Annotated in this window: 19 protein-coding genes; 11 read left to right on the forward strand and 8 right to left on the reverse strand. The window is 65.8% G+C overall.

The window, feature by feature from the left end; genetic code table 11:
* Window positions 1-44 precede the first annotated feature (44 nt).
* The gene (gene rplT / locus GA0061098_RS24610) at window positions 45-404 is read left to right on the forward strand and encodes a 50S ribosomal protein L20 (protein ID WP_027561620.1); all 360 of its coding nucleotides are present in this window, start codon (window positions 45-47) and stop codon (window positions 402-404) included.
* Between the two features lie 11 nt (window positions 405-415).
* Here the strand turns inward: rplT and GA0061098_RS24615 are convergent, their stop codons facing one another.
* A complete protein-coding gene (locus tag GA0061098_RS24615) occupies window positions 416-835 on the reverse strand; it encodes a hypothetical protein (RefSeq protein ID WP_091962572.1) in 420 nt (139 codons plus the stop codon).
* A gap of 144 nt (window positions 836-979) precedes the next feature.
* Between GA0061098_RS24615 and pheS the strand changes: the two genes are divergently transcribed.
* The 4 genes from pheS to GA0061098_RS24635 are packed head-to-tail and all read left to right on the forward strand — an operon-like array spanning window position 980 to window position 5548.
* Complete coding sequence (gene pheS / locus GA0061098_RS24620) at window positions 980-2062, forward strand: phenylalanine--tRNA ligase subunit alpha (protein ID WP_091962417.1); 1083 nt, start codon at window positions 980-982, stop codon at window positions 2060-2062.
* On the forward strand, window positions 2062-2376 hold the full coding sequence (locus GA0061098_RS24625) for an endonuclease domain-containing protein (RefSeq protein WP_245323530.1): 315 nt from the start codon (window positions 2062-2064) through the stop codon (window positions 2374-2376). The genes pheS and GA0061098_RS24625 overlap by 1 nt, the downstream gene beginning before the upstream one ends.
* On the forward strand, window positions 2373-4781 hold the full coding sequence (gene pheT / locus GA0061098_RS24630) for a phenylalanine--tRNA ligase subunit beta (protein ID WP_091962421.1): 2409 nt from the start codon (window positions 2373-2375) through the stop codon (window positions 4779-4781). The genes GA0061098_RS24625 and pheT overlap by 4 nt, the downstream gene beginning before the upstream one ends.
* The gene (locus GA0061098_RS24635) at window positions 4778-5548 is read left to right on the forward strand and encodes a sulfite exporter TauE/SafE family protein (protein WP_091962424.1); all 771 of its coding nucleotides are present in this window, start codon (window positions 4778-4780) and stop codon (window positions 5546-5548) included. Before pheT ends, GA0061098_RS24635 begins: the two co-directional genes overlap by 4 nt.
* A gap of 265 nt (window positions 5549-5813) precedes the next feature.
* On the opposite strand, the gene GA0061098_RS24640 is transcribed toward GA0061098_RS24635, so the two are convergent.
* Window positions 5814-7202 (reverse strand): flavin monoamine oxidase family protein, encoded by a 1389-nt coding sequence (locus tag GA0061098_RS24640; protein WP_091962429.1) that lies wholly within the window; start codon window positions 7200-7202, stop codon window positions 5814-5816.
* Between the two features lie 192 nt (window positions 7203-7394).
* Here GA0061098_RS24640 and GA0061098_RS24645 point away from each other — a divergent pair, with 192 nt between their 5' ends.
* A complete protein-coding gene (locus tag GA0061098_RS24645; RefSeq protein ID WP_091962433.1) occupies window positions 7395-8372 on the forward strand; it encodes a YiiX/YebB-like N1pC/P60 family cysteine hydrolase in 978 nt (325 codons plus the stop codon).
* Window positions 8373-8577: 205 nt separating this feature from the next.
* Here GA0061098_RS24645 and GA0061098_RS24650 read toward each other — a convergent pair whose 3' ends face one another.
* Entirely contained in the window at window positions 8578-8853 is a 276-nt protein-coding gene (locus GA0061098_RS24650) for a metal-sensitive transcriptional regulator (protein WP_007598521.1), read from the reverse strand.
* 65 nt (window positions 8854-8918) lie between these two features.
* Between GA0061098_RS24650 and GA0061098_RS24655 the strand changes: the two genes are divergently transcribed.
* The 3 genes from GA0061098_RS24655 to GA0061098_RS24665 all read left to right on the forward strand — a co-directional run bounded on the left by GA0061098_RS24655 (window position 8919) and on the right by GA0061098_RS24665 (window position 12985).
* Complete coding sequence (locus tag GA0061098_RS24655) at window positions 8919-11399, forward strand: heavy metal translocating P-type ATPase (RefSeq protein WP_091962438.1); 2481 nt, start codon at window positions 8919-8921, stop codon at window positions 11397-11399.
* 135 nt (window positions 11400-11534) lie between these two features.
* Entirely contained in the window at window positions 11535-11981 is a 447-nt protein-coding gene (gene nikR / locus GA0061098_RS24660) for a nickel-responsive transcriptional regulator NikR (protein WP_091962442.1), read from the forward strand.
* Window positions 11982-12244: 263 nt separating this feature from the next.
* Window positions 12245-12985, forward strand: a complete 741-nt coding sequence (locus tag GA0061098_RS24665) for a sulfate transporter family protein (protein WP_091962445.1) — start codon at window positions 12245-12247, stop codon at window positions 12983-12985.
* A 6-nt stretch (window positions 12986-12991) separates the two neighbouring features.
* On the opposite strand, the gene GA0061098_RS24670 is transcribed toward GA0061098_RS24665, so the two are convergent.
* The 3 genes from GA0061098_RS24670 to nth all read right to left on the reverse strand — a co-directional run bounded on the left by GA0061098_RS24670 (window position 12992) and on the right by nth (window position 16645).
* The gene (locus GA0061098_RS24670; protein WP_091962450.1) at window positions 12992-14620 is read right to left on the reverse strand and encodes an MFS transporter; all 1629 of its coding nucleotides are present in this window, start codon (window positions 14618-14620) and stop codon (window positions 12992-12994) included.
* The gene (locus GA0061098_RS24675; protein ID WP_091962454.1) at window positions 14607-15743 is read right to left on the reverse strand and encodes an HlyD family secretion protein; all 1137 of its coding nucleotides are present in this window, start codon (window positions 15741-15743) and stop codon (window positions 14607-14609) included. The genes GA0061098_RS24670 and GA0061098_RS24675 overlap by 14 nt, the downstream gene beginning before the upstream one ends.
* A gap of 149 nt (window positions 15744-15892) precedes the next feature.
* Window positions 15893-16645 (reverse strand): endonuclease III, encoded by a 753-nt coding sequence (nth, locus tag GA0061098_RS24680; RefSeq protein ID WP_165637577.1) that lies wholly within the window; start codon window positions 16643-16645, stop codon window positions 15893-15895.
* 22 nt (window positions 16646-16667) lie between these two features.
* On the opposite strand from nth, the gene GA0061098_RS24685 reads away from it, so the two are divergent.
* Window positions 16668-17198: a DUF2244 domain-containing protein gene (locus tag GA0061098_RS24685; protein ID WP_091962579.1), complete on the forward strand. Its 531-nt coding sequence runs from the start codon at window positions 16668-16670 to the stop codon at window positions 17196-17198.
* A 54-nt stretch (window positions 17199-17252) separates the two neighbouring features.
* On the forward strand, window positions 17253-18149 hold the full coding sequence (locus GA0061098_RS24690) for a methylated-DNA--[protein]-cysteine S-methyltransferase (protein ID WP_091962457.1): 897 nt from the start codon (window positions 17253-17255) through the stop codon (window positions 18147-18149).
* A 132-nt stretch (window positions 18150-18281) separates the two neighbouring features.
* Here the strand turns inward: GA0061098_RS24690 and GA0061098_RS24695 are convergent, their stop codons facing one another.
* Complete coding sequence (locus GA0061098_RS24695; RefSeq protein ID WP_091962459.1) at window positions 18282-18905, reverse strand: 2,3-bisphosphoglycerate-dependent phosphoglycerate mutase; 624 nt, start codon at window positions 18903-18905, stop codon at window positions 18282-18284.
* A 23-nt stretch (window positions 18906-18928) separates the two neighbouring features.
* Window positions 18929-19744, reverse strand: a complete 816-nt coding sequence (gene dapB, locus GA0061098_RS24700; protein WP_026202940.1) for a 4-hydroxy-tetrahydrodipicolinate reductase — start codon at window positions 19742-19744, stop codon at window positions 18929-18931.
* Window positions 19745-19878: the final 134 nt, after the last annotated feature.

Genomic DNA, 19878 nt, shown 5'->3' on the forward strand with positions numbered 1-19878 from the left:
GCGCGGCAATCCGATAACCAAAGTCATCTCTGAAGGATTTTGTCATGTCTCGCGTCAAACGCGGTGTGACCGCCCACGCCAAGCACAAGAAAGTCTACAAGGCCGCCAAGGGTTTCTACGGCCGCCGCAAGAACACCATCCGCGCCGCCAAGCCGGCCGTGGAGAAGGCCCAGCAGTACGCGTTCCGTGATCGCAAGCGCAAGAAGCGGACCTTCCGCGCGCTCTGGATCCAGCGCATCAACGCTGCCGTCCGTCCGTTCGGCCTGACCTACAGCCGATTTATCGACGGCATGGCCAAGTCCGGGATCACCGTGGACCGCAAGGTGCTGTCGGATCTCGCGATCAGCGAGCCCGCGGCGTTCCAGGCGATCGCCGAGAAGGCCAAGGCTGCGCTCGCGGCCTGAGCCCTGCGGCGCTAGCGTCCGGCTTTGCCGGACTTCAGCGCACGTTGCGAGTAGCGCTGGGCGACCTCCGCCCGGCAGAAGGCCGTGGCCGAGATATACATGGTGCCGGACTTGCTTCGGTACTTCTGGTCGCAGACCCGCAACTCGCGCTGGTAGCTGAGCATCTGTGGCGGCTGCAGCTGGCCGATGAAATCGGCCTCGCACTTCTTCTCGACCACCTCACCGAACTGTACGTCGCCGCTGGCGCCGTATGCGCAGGCCTCGAACTGCTTCATGGCACGCTCGCAGCCCGGCGCCCCGTTCAGGGCCACGATGATGTCATCCATCGACGTGGATTTGGCCTGGCATTCTTCGGCGGCGAGAGCCGCGCCTCCCAGAAAGCCTTCCAAGAGAACCAGGGCCAGGCCGGCCACGCAGGATCGCAAACGCATCGTCCCCTCCTTCGCGTTCAGGTTGGTGCCAGCCATGCCTTTACGGTTCAAATGCCCCGCATTTACGACGTCCAATCGGCTTGACGTTCCGCCCCGGCTGCGGCCACAACCCGGCAGCCTTTTGCAAGTTTGAGGGATCCGACCGTGTCCGACCTCGCCAGTCTCGTTCAATCCATCCTCGCGCAGATCAGTGCTGCCGGCGACGAAGCGGCCCTCGAAGCCGTCCGCGTTGCCTCGCTCGGCAAGAAGGGCTCGATCTCAGCCTTGCTGGCAACGCTCGGCAAGATGTCGCCGGACGAGCGCAAGACGCAGGGCGCAGCGATCAACCAGGCCAAGGACGAGGTCACACAGGCCCTCGCCGCCCGGCGCGACGTGCTGAAATCGACGGCGCTCGATGCGCGGCTCGCGTCCGAGACCGTCGATGTCACGCTGCCGCTGCGCGATGCGCCGACGGAAGCCGGCCGCATTCATCCGCTGAGCCAGGTCTGGGACGAGCTGACCACGATCTTCGCCGACATGGGATTCTCGGTCGCCGAAGGCCCCGACATCGAGACCGACGATTACAACTTCACCAAGCTGAATTTTCCGGAAGGCCATCCGGCGCGCGAGATGCACGACACCTTCTTCTTCCATCCGAAGGAGGACGGCTCGCGCATGCTGCTTCGAACCCACACCTCTCCGGTGCAGGTGCGCACCATGCTGAGCCAGAAGCCGCCGATCCGCGTGATCTGCCCGGGCCGCACCTACCGCATCGATTCGGACGCGACCCACACGCCGCAATTCCACCAGGTCGAAGGCCTCGTCATCGACAAGACTTCGCATCTCGGCCACCTCAAATGGATCCTGCACGAGTTCTGCAAGGCGTTCTTCGAGGTCGACCACATCAACATGCGCTTCCGCCCGTCGTTCTTCCCGTTCACCGAGCCGTCGCTGGAAGTCGACATCCAGTGCCGCCGCGACAAGGGCGAGATCCGCTTCGGCGAGGGCGAGGACTGGCTCGAGATTCTCGGCTGCGGCATGGTGCACCCGAACGTGCTGCGCGCCTGCGGCATCGATCCCGATGAGTACCAGGGCTTCGCCTGGGGCATGGGCATCGACCGCATCGCCATGCTGAAATACGGCATCGCTGACCTCCGCCAGCTGTTCGACAGCGACGTCCGCTGGCTGTCCCATTACGGCTTCAAGCCGCTGGAGGTGCCGACGCTGGCTGGGGGTCTGAGCTCGTGATGGCCTGCTGGGACACAATTGCTCCAGCCGCAAGGACGGTCGGACTCCCTCTCCCGCTTGCGGGGGAGGTCATCGAGCTCGACGGCGGCCAACACTTCTCGAATGATGGCGAGCGCGCCGACGCGCGTCGCTCTACCGCAATCGAAGCGATGGGCTTCAAGGTGCTCCGCTTCAGCAATCTCGATGTCATGACAAACCGTGGCGGCGTTCTCGAAACCATCGCGACCACCGTCGCGGAGAGAGCCCCCACCCCAACCCTCCCCCGCAAGCGGGAGAGGGAGCAGACCGTCTCCGTGGAGAAAAAACAGCCATGAAATTCACCCTCTCCTGGCTGAAGGATCATCTCGAAACCGACGAGCCGCTCGACAAGCTCGCCGAGAAGCTCACGATGATCGGGCTCGAGGTCGAGAACATCGAGGACAAGGCGAAGGCGCTCAAGCCCTTCACCATCGCGAAGGTGATCTCGGCCGAGCAGCATGCGAATGCGGATCGCCTGCGCGTCTGCATGGTCGATACCGGCGACGGCGGCGCGCCGGTGCAGGTCGTGTGCGGCGCGCCGAATGCGCGTGCGGGTCTCGTCAGCGTGTTCTCGCCGCCCGGCACCTACATTCCCGGCAAGGACATCACGCTGGGCGTCGGCACCATCCGCGGCGTCGAGAGCCGCGGCATGCTGTGCTCGGCGGCCGAGCTACAGATCTCCAACGACCATGACGGCATCATGGAATTACCGGCGGATGCACCTGTTGGCGCCGGCTATGCCGAATGGGCCGCGCTTGGCGATCCCATGGTCGAGATCAATCTGACGCCGAACCGACAGGACTGCACCGGCGTGCACGGCATCGCGCGCGACCTTGCCGCCGCCGACATGGGCAAGTTCAGGGATCCCGCCATCAAGCCGATCAAGGGCGAATTCCCTTGTCCCGTGAAGGTCACGGTCGAGGATTCCACGCTGTGTCCAGGCTTCGCGCTCCGCCTCGTGCGTGGCGTCAAGAACAGCCCTTCGCCGGAATGGCTGCAGAAGCGGCTGACAGCGATCGGCCTGCGCCCGATCAACGCGCTGGTCGACATCACCAACTTCATGACCTACGACCGCGCGCGCCCGCTGCACGTGTTCGACGCCAGCAAGGTGAAGGGCAATCTCGTCGTGCGCCGCGCGCGTGACGGTGAGACGCTGCTCGCGCTCGACGGCCGCACCTATAATCTCGATCCCGCCATTTGCGTGATCGCGGACGAGCACGGCGTCGAATCGCTCGCCGGCATCATGGGCGGCGAAGCCTCCGGCTGCGATGATGATACCACCGACGTGCTGATCGAATCGGCGCTGTGGAACGAGATCAACATCGCCCAGACCGGCCGCAAGCTCGGCATCAATTCGGACGCGCGCTACCGCTTCGAGCGCGGTGTCGATCCGGCCTTCATGGTGCCGGGGCTGGAGCTGGCGACCAAGCTGGTGATGGAGATGTGCGGCGGCACGCCGTCCGAGACCGTCGTGGTCGGCAAGGCCTTCGGCGACGACCGCGTGATCGATTTCCCCGTGACCGAGGTCAAGCGCCTCTCCGGCATCGAGGTGCCGCAGGTCGAGATGAAGCGCATCCTGACCCATCTCGGCTTCATGATGGCGGGCCCGGGCCCGGTGGTGAAGGTCGCGGTGCCGTCGTGGCGCACGGACGTGCACGGCAAGGCCGACATCGTCGAGGAGATCGTCCGCATCTACGGCGTCGACAAGGTGCCGATGACGCCGTTCGAGCGCGGCGAGGACGCGCGCAAATCGGTGCTGACACCGCTCCAGCTGCGCACCCGCCGCGCCCGGCGCGCGCTCGCAAGCCGCGGCATCATCGAAACGGTGACCTGGTCGTTCATCACGAAGTCCGCGGCAAAATTGTTCGGCGGCGGCCAGCGCGAGCTCGAAGTCGCCAACCCGATCGCGTCTGATCTCTCCGACATGCGCCCGACGCTGCTCGCGGGCCTGATCGCGGCCGCACAAGCCAACGCCAATCGCGGCGTGAGCGATGTCGCGCTGTTCGAGGTTGGACAAATCTTCAAGGGCGATCGCCCGCAGGATCAGTTCATGGCCGCGAGCGGCGTGCGCCGCGGCTTTGCCTCCTCTGAAGGTCTGGGACGGCACTGGTCGGGCTCGGCGCAGGCTGATGTGTTCGACGCCAAGGCTGATGCGCTGGCCGTGCTGGCAGCCGCCGGTGCGCCGATGCAGGCGCTGCAGATCGTCGCCGGCGGGCCGGAATGGTTGCATCCGGGCCGCTCCGGCACGATCCAGATCGGGCCGCAGAACGTGCTCGGGCATTTCGGCGAGGTACATCCCAGAGCGCTCGAAGCGCTCGGCGCCGACGGCCCGCTGATGGTGTTCGAGGTGATCCTCGACCGCATCCCCGAGGCGAAGAAGAAGCCGACCCGCGCCAAGCCCGTGATCGAGCTGTCGGCATTCCAGCCCGTCACGCGCGACTTCGCCTTCATCGTCGATCGCACCGTGAAGGGTGGCGACATCGTGCGGGCCGCGCAAGGCGTCGACAAGAAGCTGATCACCGGCGTGAACGTGTTCGACGTCTACGAGGGCAAGGGCATCGACGACGACAAGAAGTCGATCGCGATCGCGGTGACGATCCAGCCGCGCGAGAAGACGTTGACCGATCAGGAGATCGAGGCCGTGGCCGCGAAGATCGTGGCCGAGGTCACGAAGAAGACCGGCGGCACGCTGCGGGGATGAGTATTGCGGACTTCCTTCCGAAGGACGTCAGCCTCACCATTGCGATGGCGCTCTGCGCCGTCGCTTTCGTTTCCGGCACTGCACGCGGCTTTTCCGGCTTCGGCTCGGCGCTGATCTTCATGCCGCTGGCAAGCAGCATTGCTGCGCCACGGCTCGTCGCCGCCTTGCTTCTGGTGATCGACTTCGTCGCGGCGGCGCCGCTGCTGCCCGATGCCTGGCGCAAGGCCGACCGCAAGGCGACCGCGGTGATCGTGCTCGGCGCGCTGGTCGGCGTGCCCGTCGGCACTTATTTCCTCAGCGTGCTCGAGCCCGTCACCACGCGCTGGATCATCTCCTGCTTCGTCGCGGCCCTGTTGCTCCTGCTGCTGTCGGGTTGGCGCTATCGCGGCAGGGACCACGCCTGGCTCTCCGTCGGCATCGGCGGCCTCTCGGGCTTCTGCAGCGGCCTCGCGCAAACCGGCGGCCCGCCGATCGTCGGCTACTGGCTCGGCCGCCCGATCGCGCCGATCGTCGCGCGCGCCAACATCGTGCTGTTCTTCGGCGCGTCGGATTTCTTCTCGATGGTCAGCTACGCAACCACGGGGCTGATCAGCCGCGAATCGCTCGCGCTCTCGCTGATCGTTGGGCCGGTCTATGGGATTGGCGTCGCATTCGGCGCCTCGCTGTTCGGCCGCGCCAGCGAGCGGCTGTTTCGCGCGATTTGCTATGGTCTGATCGCGATGGCGGTGATCGCGGGACTGCCGGTGCTGGACGGGGTGTTGCGCTGAGCTAGAGCGGGATACGTTGAGATCGAATTGAGTTCGGCCGAGAGCAGCGCTCTCTCCGTTCCCTCCCCCCTTGTGGGGGAGGGGCAGGGAGGGGGGTGCCACACGGGGATTCTTTCCGTCGCGCTCCTCGCCCTCGGCGCATCATCGCAATCGGCACCTTTTGCTGGGCTACCCCCCTCCCTAGCCCTCCCCCACAAGGGGGGAGGGAACGCACCTATTTCCGGCCGCTAGTCGAGTTTCGAGCCATCGTCCTCTAGTTCTTGCCCTACTGCCTTGGCGCCCGCCGCTTCTTCGTCGACTGCGTCGGCACATCCGCCGAATCGTCCTTGAGCGCACCGATCTTGCGCAAGGCTGCGTCCGCGGCGCGCTCGCCGCTTTCCCAGGCGCCGTCGACGGTGCCCCACAGCGTCTCGTGCGTGGCTTCGCCGGCGAGGAACACATTGCCGATCGGTTCGCTCAGGATTTTTCGCGACAGCTGACCGCCGGGGGAAGCCGCCGACATCGCACCCAGGACGTAGGGCGAGGCGTTCCAGCGCGTAGCGCTGGTCTTCCCGACGGCAGCCGCAGCCTCGCTACCGAACAATTTCGTGATCCATTCCCTGGCGAAGGCGACCATCGCCTTCTCACCCTGCTCGGAGAGATCGCGGCCAAACGCGCCGCCAACGTCAATCGAGCACAGCGAAGAGCCGCCGATATTGGCGAACATCAGCGCGGTGCGTGCCGAATTGCTTTGCTCGATGAGGTTATCGTCGCGCGACAGGCCGAGCGGATTGCCGGGCAATTGCAGCACGATGCGATCATAGCTGCCGAGGCCGAGCTTCGACGCCGCGTCTAACGTGCGTTTGGGAATGTCGGGCGTGAACTTGATCGCGCCCGATGTCAGCACGTTGGTCGAGACCGTGACGATGACGGCGCGCGCGGCGATCTTGCCGGCTGGCGTCTCAACGCTGACGTCGCGGTTGCTCCAGCTGATGCGGCTCGCCGGCGTCGACAGCGCCACCGGCGCCTGCTCGCCGAGTTTGGTGATCAGCGTGCCAAGGCCCTGACGGCAGGCGATCGCCGCGTTGCGATCCTGCGCGCGTCCCTTGTCGATCGCCGACAGCTCCTTCAGGTCCTTGCCGGCAAAGCCCGCGCCCAGCATGAACTCGGCCGCGCCCGCCCAGTCGCCGAGATCCTTCGGCAGCACGGAGGCGCAAGAGGTATCCAGCTTAGCCCGCGAAGCATCGTCGATGGCGCGGTTGGCGCGCACCAGCGCCGCCAGGAATTGCTCGGTCTCGCCCGCGCGTGCGTTGCGGCGGCCGATGCGCATCTTCTGGCCCGATGGCGCCGGCAGTACGTCCAGCCCGACACTGCGCGCCAGCCGGATCATCGGATTGGTGTCGGGATTGTGCATCCAGCGCGCACCGCGGTCGAACGGCACCTCGAAGGTGGTGCTGTCGGTGATACAGCGGCCGCCGATCTGCGATGCCGCTTCCATCACGACGACCTTGCGGCCCGTCGCCATGATGCGCCGCGCCGCAGCGATTCCCGCGGCTCCCGCACCGATCACGACGATGTCGGCCTCGCGCGGCAGGGGCGCGGCGGTTGCGCGCAGGACCGGCATCGCGGCAAGGCCCGCCGACGCGACAAGGAAACCGCGGCGCGTGATTGTCATGTCATGGTTTCCGAGGACTTGCGGCGAACGGGAACAGTCAGCGAACCTTGCCGCATCTGATGTTGCACGGCAACCATCATGGTGAATCAATCGTGCTTGATGTCACGGAGTGATGAACCGAATTGCAACACGTTCCGACCATGATAGAGAAGGGAAAAAGACGGCCGCAAAAGGTCGTGGGGGGAGTTGGAAATGGGGACGGTCCTAGATTCAGTCGGCAAGCTGATTGCCGCGTACCTCTCCAAGGAGGTGCCGGGCTACGAGCCGTTCACGCCGAGCGACCCGGAGCACCTGCGCGGCGTGATCGAACCCGGCGACGTGCTGCTGGTCGAGGGCAACAACCGCATCTCCGGCATCATCAAATATCTGACGCAGTCGACCTGGTCGCATGCCGCGCTCTATGTCGGCCCGGTCGAGGGCGCCGCGGAGCCCGACGGCGAGCCGCATGTGCTGATCGAGGCCAATATCGGCGAAGGCGTCACCTCTGCGCCGCTGTCGAAATATTTCCCGTATCACACCCGAGTCTGCCGCCCGGTCGGGCTGTCCTACGAGGACCGCACCACGGTCTGCCGCTATGCGATCAACCGCATCGGTTTCGGCTATGACACCAAGAACATCGTCGACCTCATGCGCTTCTTGTTCCCGTTGCCGGTGCCGCAGCGCTGGCGGCGACGCATGATCGCGATCGGCTCGGGCGATCCGACCAAGATCATCTGCTCGGCGCTGATCGCGCAGGCGTTTGATGCGGTGCGCTATCCGATCCTGCCCAAGATCACCAAGGCCGGCAGCCGCGCCGCCCGCCGCGAGATCCTGCACATCCGCGATTCCTCGCTCTACATGCCCCGCGACTTCGACATCTCGCCCTATTTCGAAGTCGTCAAACCCACCATCGTGCACGGGTTCGACTACACCGCCCTGCACTGGGCCGACAAGCAGAAGCCGCTCGAGGAGGTAGCGGGCACATTCAGTGTGTTTCCAGAAGCGATCAGTGCGCCGCCGCTCGTTCCTGAGGCGGTTGACCAAAAAGCGCCGGCTGAAATTCCGGCTGCGCAAATGAGTGCGTGCCTTGCGGAGATGAGCACCAATTTCTCCGAGCATTTTGTGCAGCTGAACGAACTCGCGATGTACCGCGCGCGCCGCCGCGGAGACATATGCGAGATCGCGGCGTAAGCCCCGCTGTCGTCCCTGCGAAAGCAGGGACCCATACCGCGTGATCTATCGAGTCCGCGCGGTAGACGTACCGAACGACCAATCTTCGTCAAAACTCTCCCTGTGGTAATGGGTCCCTGCGTTCGCAGGGACGACACCGGAGTTGTGGCGCGATCTCGCCTCAACAAACGTCATTGCGAGGAGCGATCGAGGAGAGACTACGGACCTACCGCTCCGCCCGTCCGATGACCGCCATCAGCTCGGCGATCTTCTCGCGTTGGTCGGCCTTGTCGCCGCTCGCGATCGCGTGCTCGACGCAATGGGCGACGTGGTCCTTCAGGACCTCTTCCTCGACCCGGCGCAGTGCGGCACGCACCGCCGAGATCTGCGTCACGATGTCGATGCAGTAGCGGTCCTCCTCTACCATTTTCGAGAGGCCGCGAACCTGGCCCTCAATCCGGCCGAGGCGTTTTCCGACAGATGCCTTGATGTCCTTGCGCATGAGGTCTATATACCCCTACCGGGTATGGGTTGCAAGACCCTGGGTACAAGGCCGGAGCAAGGGCAATGAACGAACACAGGCATCATCAGGGCGCGGATGGACATTCCGGATGCGGTTGTTCCGCCAAAACGGAGCCGGCCAAGTCGGAAGCGGCCAAGACCGAAGCAGCCGAGCCGGCGGCGTCCTCCTGCTGCGGCGGGCACGGCGATCACGCCGGCCACGACCATCATCACGCGCATGACCATGGCGATGCGGCCAGCAAGGTGCGCGATCCCGTCTGCGGCATGATTGTCGATCCCACGACCTCGAAGCACCGCTTCGACCATCACGGCGAGACCTTCCATTTCTGCTCGGCCGGCTGCCGCACCAAGTTCGCCGCCGATCCCGCAAAATATCTCGCCAAGGACAAGGCGCCCGAGCCGGAGATGCCGGCTGGCACCATCTACACCTGCCCGATGCATCCAGAGATCCGCCAGGTCGGACCGGGCAGCTGTCCGATCTGCGGCATGGCGCTGGAGCCGGAAGTGGCAAGCCTGGAGACCGGCCCCAACCCCGAGCTCGCCGACATGACGCGGCGGTTCTGGATCGGCGGCGCGCTGGCGCTGCCGGCCGTGGTGCTGGAGATGGGCGGCCATCTCGCGGGCGCCCACAACTGGATCGATCAGACGCTGTCGAACTGGATCCAGCTCGCCTTCGCCACCCCCGTGGTGCTGTGGGCCGGCTGGCCGTTCTTCGTTCGCGGCTGGCAGTCGCTGCTGACGCGCAACCTCAACATGTTCACGCTGATCGCGATGGGCACCGGCGTTGCCTATGTCTACAGCATCATCGGCACCGTCGCGCCGCAGATCTTCCCCGCAACGTTCCGCGGCCATGAAGGTGCGGTCGCCGTCTATTTCGAAGCGGCTGCCGTCATCACCGTGCTGGTGCTGCTCGGCCAGGTGCTGGAGCTGCGCGCCCGTGACGCAACCTCCGGCGCGATCAAGGCGCTGCTTCAGCTTGCGCCGAAGACCGCGCGCCGCGTCGATGACGACGGCGGCGAGCACGAGGTCGAAATCGACGCGCTGCATGCCGGCGAACGTCTGCGCGTCCGTCCCGGCGAAAAGGTGCCGGTCGACGGCGTGATCCTCGAGGGCCGGTCCTCGCTCGACGAATCGCTCGTCACCGGCGAGTCCATGCCGGTGACGAAGGAGAGTGGCGCGAAGGTGATCGCCGGCACGCTGAACCAGTCGGGCAGCTTCATCATGCGCGCCGACAAGGTCGGCCGCGAGACGCTGCTGTCGCAGATCGTGCAGATGGTCGCGGACGCGCAGCGCTCGCGCGCGCCGATCCAGCGGCTGGCCGATCAGGTCGCGGGCTGGTTCGTGCCGATGGTGATCGTCGTCGCCCTCGTTGCCTTCGGCGCCTGGGCCTGGTTCGGTCCGGAACCGCGGCTCGCCTTCGGTCTCGTCGCCGCCGTCAGCGTGCTGATCATCGCCTGCCCCTGCGCACTGGGCCTCGCAACCCCGATGTCGATCATGGTCGGCGTCGGCCGCGGGGCGCAAGGCGGCGTGCTGATCAAGAACGCCGAAGCGCTGGAGCGAATGGAGAAGATCGACACGCTGGTGGTCGACAAGACGGGCACGCTGACCGAGGGCAAGCCCAAGGTGGTCGCGATCGTGCCGGCGTCAGATTTTGCGGAGGATGACATCCTCAAGCTTGCGGCCAGCGTCGAGCGCGCCAGCGAGCATCCTTTGGCTGACGCGATCTTGCGCGCGGCCAAGGAGAAGCAGCTTGCCCTCGGCCAGGTCGAGCAATTCGACTCGCCGACCGGCAAGGGCGCCACCGGCAAGGTCGACGGCAAGACCATCGTGCTCGGCAATGCCAGGTATCTGACGTCGATCGGCATGGACACTACCGCGCTCGACACTGAAGCCGAACGGCTACGCCAGGACGGGGCCACCGTGATCAACATGGCCGTCGACGGCAGGCTCGCCGGCCTGTTCGCGATCGCCGATCCGGTCAAGGCCTCGACGCCGGAGGCGCTGAAGGCGCTCGCGGCCGAAGGCATCAAGGTGATCATGCTGACGGGCGACAACCGCACCACGGCGGAAGCGGTGGCGCGCCGGCTTGGCATCGCCGAGGTCGAGGCCGAGGTGCTGCCGGATCAGAAGAGCGCAGTGGTCACCAAGCTGCAAAAGGCCGGCCGCAGCGTCGCGATGGCCGGTGACGGCGTCAACGACGCGCCGGCGCTGGCCGCCGCGGAAGTCGGCATCGCCATGGGCACCGGCACCGATGTGGCGATGGAGAGCGCCGGCGTGACCCTGCTCAAGGGCGACCTCGTCGGCATCGTCCGGGCGCGAAAGCTGTCGCAGGCGACGATGAGCAACATCCGGCAAAACCTGTTCTTCGCCTTCATCTACAACGCCGCCGGCATTCCGATCGCGGCCGGCATCCTCTATCCAGCGTTCGGTCTGTTGCTCTCGCCGATCATCGCCGCGGCGGCGATGGCGCTGTCCTCGGTCAGCGTGGTTGGGAATGCGCTGCGGCTGCGGGCGACGCGGCTGTGAGGACACTGCGTAGCCCGGATGGAGCGCAAGCGAAATCCGGGGGTCCTGCCCGCAAATTGGCACCGTCCCGGATTGCGCTTCGCTCCATCCGGGCTACGGTTCACGGGAAACAGGCGAGGCACGCGGGGATATCTGATGCAGCGAATTACCATCACGATCGAGGACGATCTGTTGGCCGAGATCGACGCGGCGGCGGAAGCGCGCGGCTACCAGAACCGCTCCGAGATCATCCGCGATCTCGCCCGCGCCGGCCTGCAGCAGAGCACCGAGGACACCGCGCAGACCGGCCAATGCGTGGCCGGTCTCGTCTATGTCTACGACCACGCCGCCCGCGATCTGTCAAAACGCCTGGTGCAGGAATTCCACGGCCATCACGACCTCGCGCTGGCAACCCTGCACGTCCATCTCGACGACAACAATTGCATGGAGATGACGGCGCTGCGGGGGTCGGCGGATGAGGTCAAGCATTTCGCCGACCACATCATCGCCGAGCGCGGCGTGCGCTACGGCCGCGTGGTGATGATCCCGACAGGGGAAGGCAAGCAGGGGAAGGTGCGGAAGCATGGGCATAGGCATGGGTAGGCCGGATCTTACCCTCCCTCCCCTGGAGGGGGAGGGTCGATCGCGCGTAGCGCGAGCGGGGTGGGGTGACGGTCCCTCCGCGACGAACAGTGCCCAAGTGGAGAGATCACCCCACCCCGTCACATGATCTCGCTTCGCTCGACCACGTGCCGCCCCTCCCCCTCCAGGGGAGGGTAAGCAAGAGATCGCGGCAACCACCCTCCCTTGCCGAAGCCGCATTGGGTGTCTACCTCTCGCGAAGTGTTTACCTGAAAGGCTCCCCCATGCTGGATGCCGCCATCAAGGCGTTGTCGCAAATGATCTCGCCGCCGATGCGCTCGATCCTGTGGCGATCGGTCGGGCTTGCGCTCGTGCTGATCACCGTGCTGGCGATCGGCTTGCAGCGGCTCTTGAGCTGGTTTGCGACCTCCGGCGAGGTCTGGCTGGAAGGCCTGCTCGGGCCGGGCTGGCACACCTCGCTCGAGGTCTTGTCCTGGATCGTCTCGATCGCGGCGGGCCTCGGCGTCGTGTTCGGCGGCGTATTCCTGATGCCGGCGATCACCTCGCTGGTGGCGAGCCTGTTCGTCGACGACGTCGCCGACATCGTCGAGCGCGAGCATTATCCCGCCGAGCAGCCGGGCCTCGCGCTGCCGTTCAGCCAGGCCATTTTCGAGGGCATCAAGACCGCGCTCCTGACCATCCTGGTCTATCTGATCGCGTTGCCGCTGGTGCTTTTCGCCGGCGCAGGCTTCCTGATCTTCTTCGTCGCCGCCGCCTGGCTGCTCGGCCGCGAATATTTCGAGCTTGCCGCGATGCGCTTCCGCTCGCCGGAGGAGGCCAAGGCGATGCGGCGCAACAATGCCGCCACCATCTTCACCGCCGGCCTCTTCATCGCCGCCTTCGTCTCGATCCCGATCGTGAATCTGGCGACGCCGATCTTCGGCATGGCCTTCATGGTCCACATGCACAAGCGGCTGTCGGGCCCGCGGCCCGAGCTGATCGAGCCGGCGCGGCAGATGCGGTGACGCGCTCTACATCACCCGCACGCCGCACTTCCGCAGCACCGTCTTGGCGAAGCCGAACGGCGCCGGCGTGAACGGGCCGGCCGGCGCGCGGGTGATCAGTGCGAGGACACCGAGCGCGGCTATCGCGAGCCAGAAGCACAGCCAGAAGCCGTCGATATAGGCGAGCACATTGGCTTCGCGCTGCACGATGCCCGCCAGCGTACCGACCGCGCGCGCCTGCGCCAGCCCGGCGCCGTGGGCAGAGAAGTGATCGGCAAACTGCTTCAGGACGCGGACCACATCGACATCGCCGATGCCGAGGTTCTGGCCGAGATAGAAGGAATGGACCTGCTCGCGCACGCGCAGCCATGTCCCCATCAGCGCCACGCCGATCTCGGCGCCGCCGAGCCGCATGATCTGGATATAGGCGGCAAAGGAGGTGGCACGGCTCGGGTCGGAGTTCGACAGCAGCGTGATGATCAGCGGCAGCAGGGTCAGCGACTGCCCGATCGCCTGGAGCAGCACGATGCCGACAAAGTCCTCGCGCGCCCAGTCATGGGTGAGCTGCGTACCCCAGAGATTGGCGGCGGCGAAGCAGGCAAATCCCACGACAATCACGGTGCGCGTATCGAAATGCCGCAGCAGCCAGATCGAGAGCGGCACCAGCACGAACATCGGCAATGCGCCATAGGTGAGCAGCAGCATGCCGCTCTGCTCGGGCCTGAGCAGCGCGATGGTGGCAAGGAAGTTCGGCACCAGCGAGGCGTTGGACAGGCTCGTCAGCGTGTACAGCAGGATCAGCACCAGACCCAATCCGATATTGCGCGAGAACAAGACGTTCACATGCGCCCAGGGCTGCCGCACCAGCGACTCGTTGACGAGGAAGCCTGCGAACAGCACCGCGCCACCGACGAGCAGCGCCATTACCGTCCCCGAGCCGAGCCAGTCCAATCGGTTGCCCTGATCAAGCCCGGCATAGATCATCGCGACCCCTGCGCCGAGCAGCAGCATGCCGCCCCAGTCGGCCTCGCGCAGCAGTGCACGATTCACCGGCTCGTTCGGTGTGCCGAGATAGACCATCAGCCCCATCAGGGGCGCGATTACGACGCTCTGCCAGTACAGCCATTGCCAGCCGAGATGGTCGACATAGAAGCCGACCAGCGAGCTCGAGGTATCCAATGCGAAGCCGACGCGGATCGAATAGATCGAGATCGCCGGCAGCCACCAGCGGATCGGCAGATTGCGGAACACGATCATCAGCGTCGCCGGCACGAAGGTGCCGAGCAGGAGGCCATGCGCGACGCTGAGCGCGAGCAGCGTTGGATAATCGTGCACGAAGGGAACGATCAGCGAGATGACGGCATAGATCAGGCTCGGAATGCCAAGCACGCGCCGCAGCCCGAACACGGTCGCGAGCCAAGCCACCGCGGGCGCGATGAAGATCTGCGAGCCGATGCCGGCGGTGGAGAGCCAGGCGCCCTCGTCGAACGAGAGCGAGAACGCGCCGCGCAAATCGGGCAGGCCGACCGTGGTCAGGCGGCTGTCGAAATTGGCGAGGAAGGAGCCGAGCAACACCGCGGCCACGGCGAACAGCGGCTGCGGCGCGACGCCGCCGCGCGAGAGCGGTCCGCGATCTGTGTCGTCATTTTCCGCCATTCGCCGCCTTGGTGTCGATGCGGGTGACGACCGACATGCCCGGCACTAGCCGTGCCAGCAACGGCTGGCCTTCGTCGAGCTTGATGCGCACGGGAATGCGCTGCACGACCTTGGTGAAATTGCCAGTGGCGTTATCAGGCGGCAGCAGCGCGACCTGCGAGCCCGTCGCCGGCGCGATGCGCTCGACCTTGCCGCGCAGCGTCTCGCGGGGAAAGCTGTCGACGGTGATCTCGACCGGCTGGCCCGGCGCGACGTGCGTGAGCTGGGTCTCCTTGTAATTCGCGATCACATAGACCTGCGGCAGCGGCACAACGTTGATGAGGTTGGTGCCGATATTGACGTAGTCGCCGGGTTGCACCTGGCGCTCGCCGACGACGCCGTCGAACGGCGCTGTGATCCTGGTGTAGCCGAGCTTGAGCTTCGCACCCGCCAGCGTTGCCTTGGCCGCCGCGACATCGGCGGCGCGCTGCTTCCGGGTGCCTTGCAGGACCTCGAGCTGGTGCTGCTGGGCTGCGATCACGGCGCGGCTCGCGCGCACGTCGGCCTGCGCCTTGGCGTAAGCAGCCACCGCCTGCTCAAGGCGCTGCCGCGTGCCGGCTTCGGTCTGCGACAGCGATTGCTGACGTTCCTGCTCCTGCCGTGCCTCGACCTCCATGGCTTCGGCGGAGAGCCGCGCGGCCTGCGCCTGCGCGATCGTCGCATATTGCAGCTCGACCTGGTTGGCCAGATTGTCGAGCGCGGCCTGGGCGGCGGCGACCGCAGCCTCGGACTGCGCGACCTGGGCCTCGTAATCGGCGGGATCGATCTGGATCAGGAGATCACCGGCCTTGACGCGCTGGAAGTCGGTGACGGCGACGGTCAGCACTTCACCCGAGACGCGACTGGAAAGCCGCGTCAGCTCGGCGCGCACATAGGCATCATTGGTGGTCTGGATCACCGCATTGCCGACCCATTCGTCGAAGCGCAGCGTCGCCAGCGCGACGAAGCCGAGCGCGACGATCACGGCGAATAGCGGGATCGCGAACCGGCTCCACAGTGAAGTGGCTGGCCGCTGCGTTGGTTTCGATGACGGGGCCGGTGTCGCGGCGGCAGCCGGGGGCGGGACTTGTTCCTGTTGACTCACGATTTCACCCCAAGTCGCTCTGCTCTCACCGCCGTCATTCCGGGGCGCCTCGAAGAGGCGAGCCCGGAATCTCGAGATTCTCAGGTGCGCAAGTGCGCACCATAGTTCGATGCTGCGCATCGCGCCTGGAATGACATTGAATCAATTGCTCAGACCGTCTTCTCCGGCCACCGGCACAGATCGTTGATCAGGCAGACCTCGCAGCGCGGCTTGCGCGCGAGGCAAGTATAGCGGCCATGCAGGATCAGCCAATGATGGGCATGCAGCATGAACTCGGCCGGGATCACCTTTTCGAGACCAAGCTCGACCTCCAGCGGCGTCTTGCCGGGCGCAAGCCCGGTGCGGTTGCCGACGCGGAAGACATGCGTGTCGACCGCCATGGTGTGCTCGCCGAAGGCCATATTGAGCACGACGTTGGCGGTCTTGCGGCCCGCTCCGGGCAACGACTCGATCTCGGCGCGCGTGCGCGGCACCTCGCCGCCGAACTCGCTCAGCACCTTGGCCGACAGCGCGATCACGTTCCTGGCCTTGGTGCGGTAGAGGCCGATCGTCTTGATGTACTCGCGTAAAGACTCCTCGCCGAGATCGAGCATCTTTTGCGGGGTGTCGGCCACCTCGAACAAGGCGCGCGTCGCCTTGTTGACGCCGGCATCGGTTGCCTGTGCCGACAGCACCACGGCGACCAGCAGCGTGAACGGATTGACGTGCTCGAGCTCGCCCTTCGGCTCCGGATTGGCCTTGCGGAAACGGCTGAAGACCTCATGGACCTCGGCGGGCGTCCAGTGCTTTATCGCCTTGAGCGTCTTTTTGGCGGGCGCGTTCGGCTTCGCGACGACCGCCTTTGCCTTCTTCTTCGGCACCGGCGCTTTACGCGGAGCCGGCTTGCGGGTGATTTTCGCCATGATCGGGATATACTGAGGGACGATGAGCACAGGCAACGAAATTGAGGGCAGCGATCCTGATCCGCGCGACGTGCAGATCTTCTCCGCGCGGCTGACGCCACACCGCTCGCTGAACCGCACCGGCTTCCTCGCCGTGATGCTGTTCCTGAGCGTGGTCAGCTTCGTCACGGGCCTCGCCTTCCTGATGATGGGTGCCTGGCCGGTGTTCGGTTTCTTCGGCCTCGACGTGCTCGTGATCTGGTGGGCCTTCAAGGCCAATTTCCGCGCGGCGCGGGCCAGCGAGGAGATCGTGGTCACGCCGTCGGAGCTGCGCGTGCGCCGCGTCAGCCATCGCGGCCAGGTCTCGGAATGGACGTTCAATCCGCTCTGGGTCCGGCTCGACCAGGAGGTCGACGAGGAATACGGCATCGAGCACCTCTATCTGATCTCGCGCGGCCGCCGGCTGCTCATTGCCGGCTTTCTCGGCCCAGAGGAAAAAGCGAGTTTTTACAATGCCTTGGTCGGCGCCCTGAATGCCGCCCGGCGCGGCCCGACCTACAATCCGGTGATCTGAGCGCAGTCAGAAATCGGGTGGTTTCCCACCCGTCCCTCTCCTACATTTCCACTCATGATGACACTCGCCATACATGACCAGCGCCTGGCCAGGCCGGGCACCCAGAACGCCGCGCTGCGCGACTATGATTCGGTGCGCCGGGCGATCGCCTTCATCTCGGAGAACTGGCGCGCGCAGCCGACCATCGAGGCGATGGCGGATGCGGCCGGGGTCACGCCGGATGAGTTGCACCATCTGTTCCGCCGCTGGGCCTCGATCACGCCGAAGGCTTTCATGCAGGCGCTGACGCTCGATCACGCCAAGGGCTTGCTGCGGGACTCAGCGAGCATCCTCGACGCCGCGCTCGACTCCGGGCTGTCAGGCCCCGGCCGGCTGCACGATCTCTTCGTGACCCACGAAGCGATGTCGCCGGGCGAATGGAAGAACGGCGGCGCCGGCCTGACCTTGCGTTACGGCTTTCACCCCTCGCCGTTTGGCACCGCGATCGTGATCGCGACCGACCGCGGCCTGTCAGGACTTGCCTTCGCCGATCACGGCGAGGAGAAGGTTGCGCTCGCTGACATGACCCGGCGCTGGCCGAACGCCACCTATGTCGAGGATCACGAAGGCACCGCGCCGCTCGCCGCGCGCATCTTCGATACGAAGCTGTGGCGGCCGGACCAGCCGCTGCGCGTGGTGATGATCGGCACCGATTTCGAGGTGCGGGTGTGGGAGACGCTGCTGAAGATCCCGATGGGGCGCGCGGTGTCCTATTCCGACATCGCCTGCAACATCAACAGCCCGAAGGCCTCGCGTGCCGTCGGCGCGGCAGTCGGCAAGAACCCGGTCTCGTTCGTCGTGCCCTGCCACCGCGCGCTCGGCAAAAGCGGCACGCTCACCGGCTATCACTGGGGCATCACCCGCAAGCAGGCGATGCTGGGCTGGGAGGCCGGACAGCTGGGGGTGCTGTAGGCGCAACAAGCACACTGCCGTAGGGTGGGCAAAGGCGCACAGCGCCGTGCCCACCATCTTTCTGAAATCGCTGGCGCTGCGTGGGCACGCTTCGCTTTGCCCACCCTACGGCAGCGTGCTTGCGGCGAAAGATCAGCCCGCCAGATCCAGCTTCGAGGCCACCGTCGAATCCGTGTTAAGCCGATAGATGATCGGCACACCCGTCGCCAGCTCGCGCTTCAAAATGCCTTCGGGCGAGAGCTTTTCCAGCACCATGATCAGCGCGCGCAGCGAATTGCCGTGGGCGGCGACCAGCGTGCGCTTGCCGTTGAGCACGCCGGGCAGGATCTCCTGCACATAGTACGGCAGTGCCCGCGCGAGCGTATCCTTCAGGCTTTCGCCGCCGGGCGGCGGCACGTCGTAGGAGCGGCGCCAGATCAGCACCTGGTTCTCACCCCATTTCTTGCGCGCGTCGTCCTTGTTGAGGCCGGAGAGATCGCCGTAGTCGCGCTCGTTCAGCGCGAGGTTCTTGGCCGTCGGCAGGCCCTCCTGGCCGAGCTGGCCGAGAATGAGATCGAGTGTGTGCTGCGCGCGGGTGAGCACCGAGGTGTAGGCGACGTCGAACACGAGGCCCTGCGCCTTCAGCTTGCGGCCGGCTTCCGTGGCTTCCTTGACGCCGAGCTCGGTGAGGTCAGGGTCCTTCCAACCCGTGAACAGGTTCTTCAGATTCCATTCGCTCTGGCCGTGGCGCACGAGCACGAGAAGACGTTCGCTCATTGACTGCTTTCCGTTGGTTTCGATCAGATGTCGGACAGGCCGAGCACGTCGGCCATGGAGTAGTGGCCCGGCTTCTTGCCGTGCGCCCACAGCGCTGCCTTCAGTGCGCCATGGGCGAACAGCATGCGGTCCTCGGCCTGGTGCGACAGCGTCAGGCGCTCGAACGGGCCGAGGAAGGTGACGCTGTGATCGCCGGCGACGGTGCCGCCGCGCAACGAGGCGAAACCGATATTGCCCGGCCTGCGCGCGCCGGTGATGCCGTCACGGCCGCGCTCGGAATGATCATCGAGGGTGACGCCGCGACCGCTGGCTGCGGCCTGCCCCAGCATCAGCGCGGTGCCGGATGGCGCATCGACCTTCATGCGATGATGGGTCTCGACGATCTCGATATCAAAACTCTGGTCGAGCGCCTTGGCGACGCGCTTGACCACGGCGGCCAGCAGATTGACGCCGAGGCTCATATTGCCTGATTGCACCACGACGGCGCGGTTGGTGACGCTCTTGATCACGGCGTTGTCGGAGCCCGACAACCCGGTCGTGCCGACGACATGCACGATCCCGCGCTGTGCCGCGATCGCGACATTTGCGATGGTCGCCGCCGGAACGGTGAAGTCGAGGATGCCGTCGGCCTCCTTCGACATCGCCCAGAGGTCAGCGGAGAGCTTGATGTCGTTGGCCGGCAGTCCTGCGAGCACACCGGCATCCTTGCCGAGCAGCTCCGAGCCGGGGGCCTCGAGCGCGCCGGCCAGCACCGCGCCTTTGCTCTCGGCAATCGCCCGCACCAGCGCGCGGCCCATCCGGCCACCGGCTCCAGCAACAATCAGGCGCATGTCGGACATGGTGTGATCCTCTCATGGCCGTTGTAGCGGGGGGACGCAGTTCCGGCAACCGAGGGGGGAGCAGGCGCGGCGACGCCACGTTCACCGTCATTCCGCGGCGGCTCACAGAGCCGAACCCGGAATCTCGAGATTCC

This window comes from Bradyrhizobium shewense, from assembly GCF_900094605.1.
Classification (GTDB): domain Bacteria; phylum Pseudomonadota; class Alphaproteobacteria; order Rhizobiales; family Xanthobacteraceae; genus Bradyrhizobium; species Bradyrhizobium shewense.

Excerpts from the sequence above, each read along its gene's own strand:
- GA0061098_RS24650 (WP_007598521.1), bottom strand. The coding sequence starts at position 8,853 with ATGCGCAAGGACATCAAGGCATCTGTCGGAAAACGCCTCGGCCGGATT.
- GA0061098_RS24695 (WP_091962459.1), bottom strand. The coding sequence starts at position 18,905 with ATGAGCGAACGTCTTCTCGTGCTCGTGCGCCACGGCCAGAGCGAATGG.
- GA0061098_RS24645 (WP_091962433.1), top strand. The coding sequence starts at position 7,395 with ATGGGGACGGTCCTAGATTCAGTCGGCAAGCTGATTGCCGCGTACCTC.
- GA0061098_RS24670 (WP_091962450.1), bottom strand. The coding sequence starts at position 14,620 with ATGGCGGAAAATGACGACACAGATCGCGGACCGCTCTCGCGCGGCGGC.
- GA0061098_RS24640 (WP_091962429.1), bottom strand. The coding sequence starts at position 7,202 with ATGACAATCACGCGCCGCGGTTTCCTTGTCGCGTCGGCGGGCCTTGCC.
- GA0061098_RS24635 (WP_091962424.1), top strand. The coding sequence starts at position 4,778 with ATGAGTATTGCGGACTTCCTTCCGAAGGACGTCAGCCTCACCATTGCG.
- GA0061098_RS24685 (WP_091962579.1), top strand. The coding sequence starts at position 16,668 with ATGAGCACAGGCAACGAAATTGAGGGCAGCGATCCTGATCCGCGCGAC.
- GA0061098_RS24655 (WP_091962438.1), top strand. The coding sequence starts at position 8,919 with ATGAACGAACACAGGCATCATCAGGGCGCGGATGGACATTCCGGATGC.
- GA0061098_RS24665 (WP_091962445.1), top strand. The coding sequence starts at position 12,245 with ATGCTGGATGCCGCCATCAAGGCGTTGTCGCAAATGATCTCGCCGCCG.
- dapB (WP_026202940.1), bottom strand. The coding sequence starts at position 19,744 with ATGTCCGACATGCGCCTGATTGTTGCTGGAGCCGGTGGCCGGATGGGC.
- GA0061098_RS24690 (WP_091962457.1), top strand. The coding sequence starts at position 17,253 with ATGATGACACTCGCCATACATGACCAGCGCCTGGCCAGGCCGGGCACC.
- GA0061098_RS24615 (WP_091962572.1), bottom strand. The coding sequence starts at position 835 with ATGCGTTTGCGATCCTGCGTGGCCGGCCTGGCCCTGGTTCTCTTGGAA.
- rplT (WP_027561620.1), top strand. The coding sequence starts at position 45 with ATGTCTCGCGTCAAACGCGGTGTGACCGCCCACGCCAAGCACAAGAAA.
- pheT (WP_091962421.1), top strand. The coding sequence starts at position 2,373 with ATGAAATTCACCCTCTCCTGGCTGAAGGATCATCTCGAAACCGACGAG.
- nth (WP_165637577.1), bottom strand. The coding sequence starts at position 16,645 with ATGGCGAAAATCACCCGCAAGCCGGCTCCGCGTAAAGCGCCGGTGCCG.
- GA0061098_RS24625 (WP_245323530.1), top strand. The coding sequence starts at position 2,062 with ATGGCCTGCTGGGACACAATTGCTCCAGCCGCAAGGACGGTCGGACTC.
- nikR (WP_091962442.1), top strand. The coding sequence starts at position 11,535 with ATGCAGCGAATTACCATCACGATCGAGGACGATCTGTTGGCCGAGATC.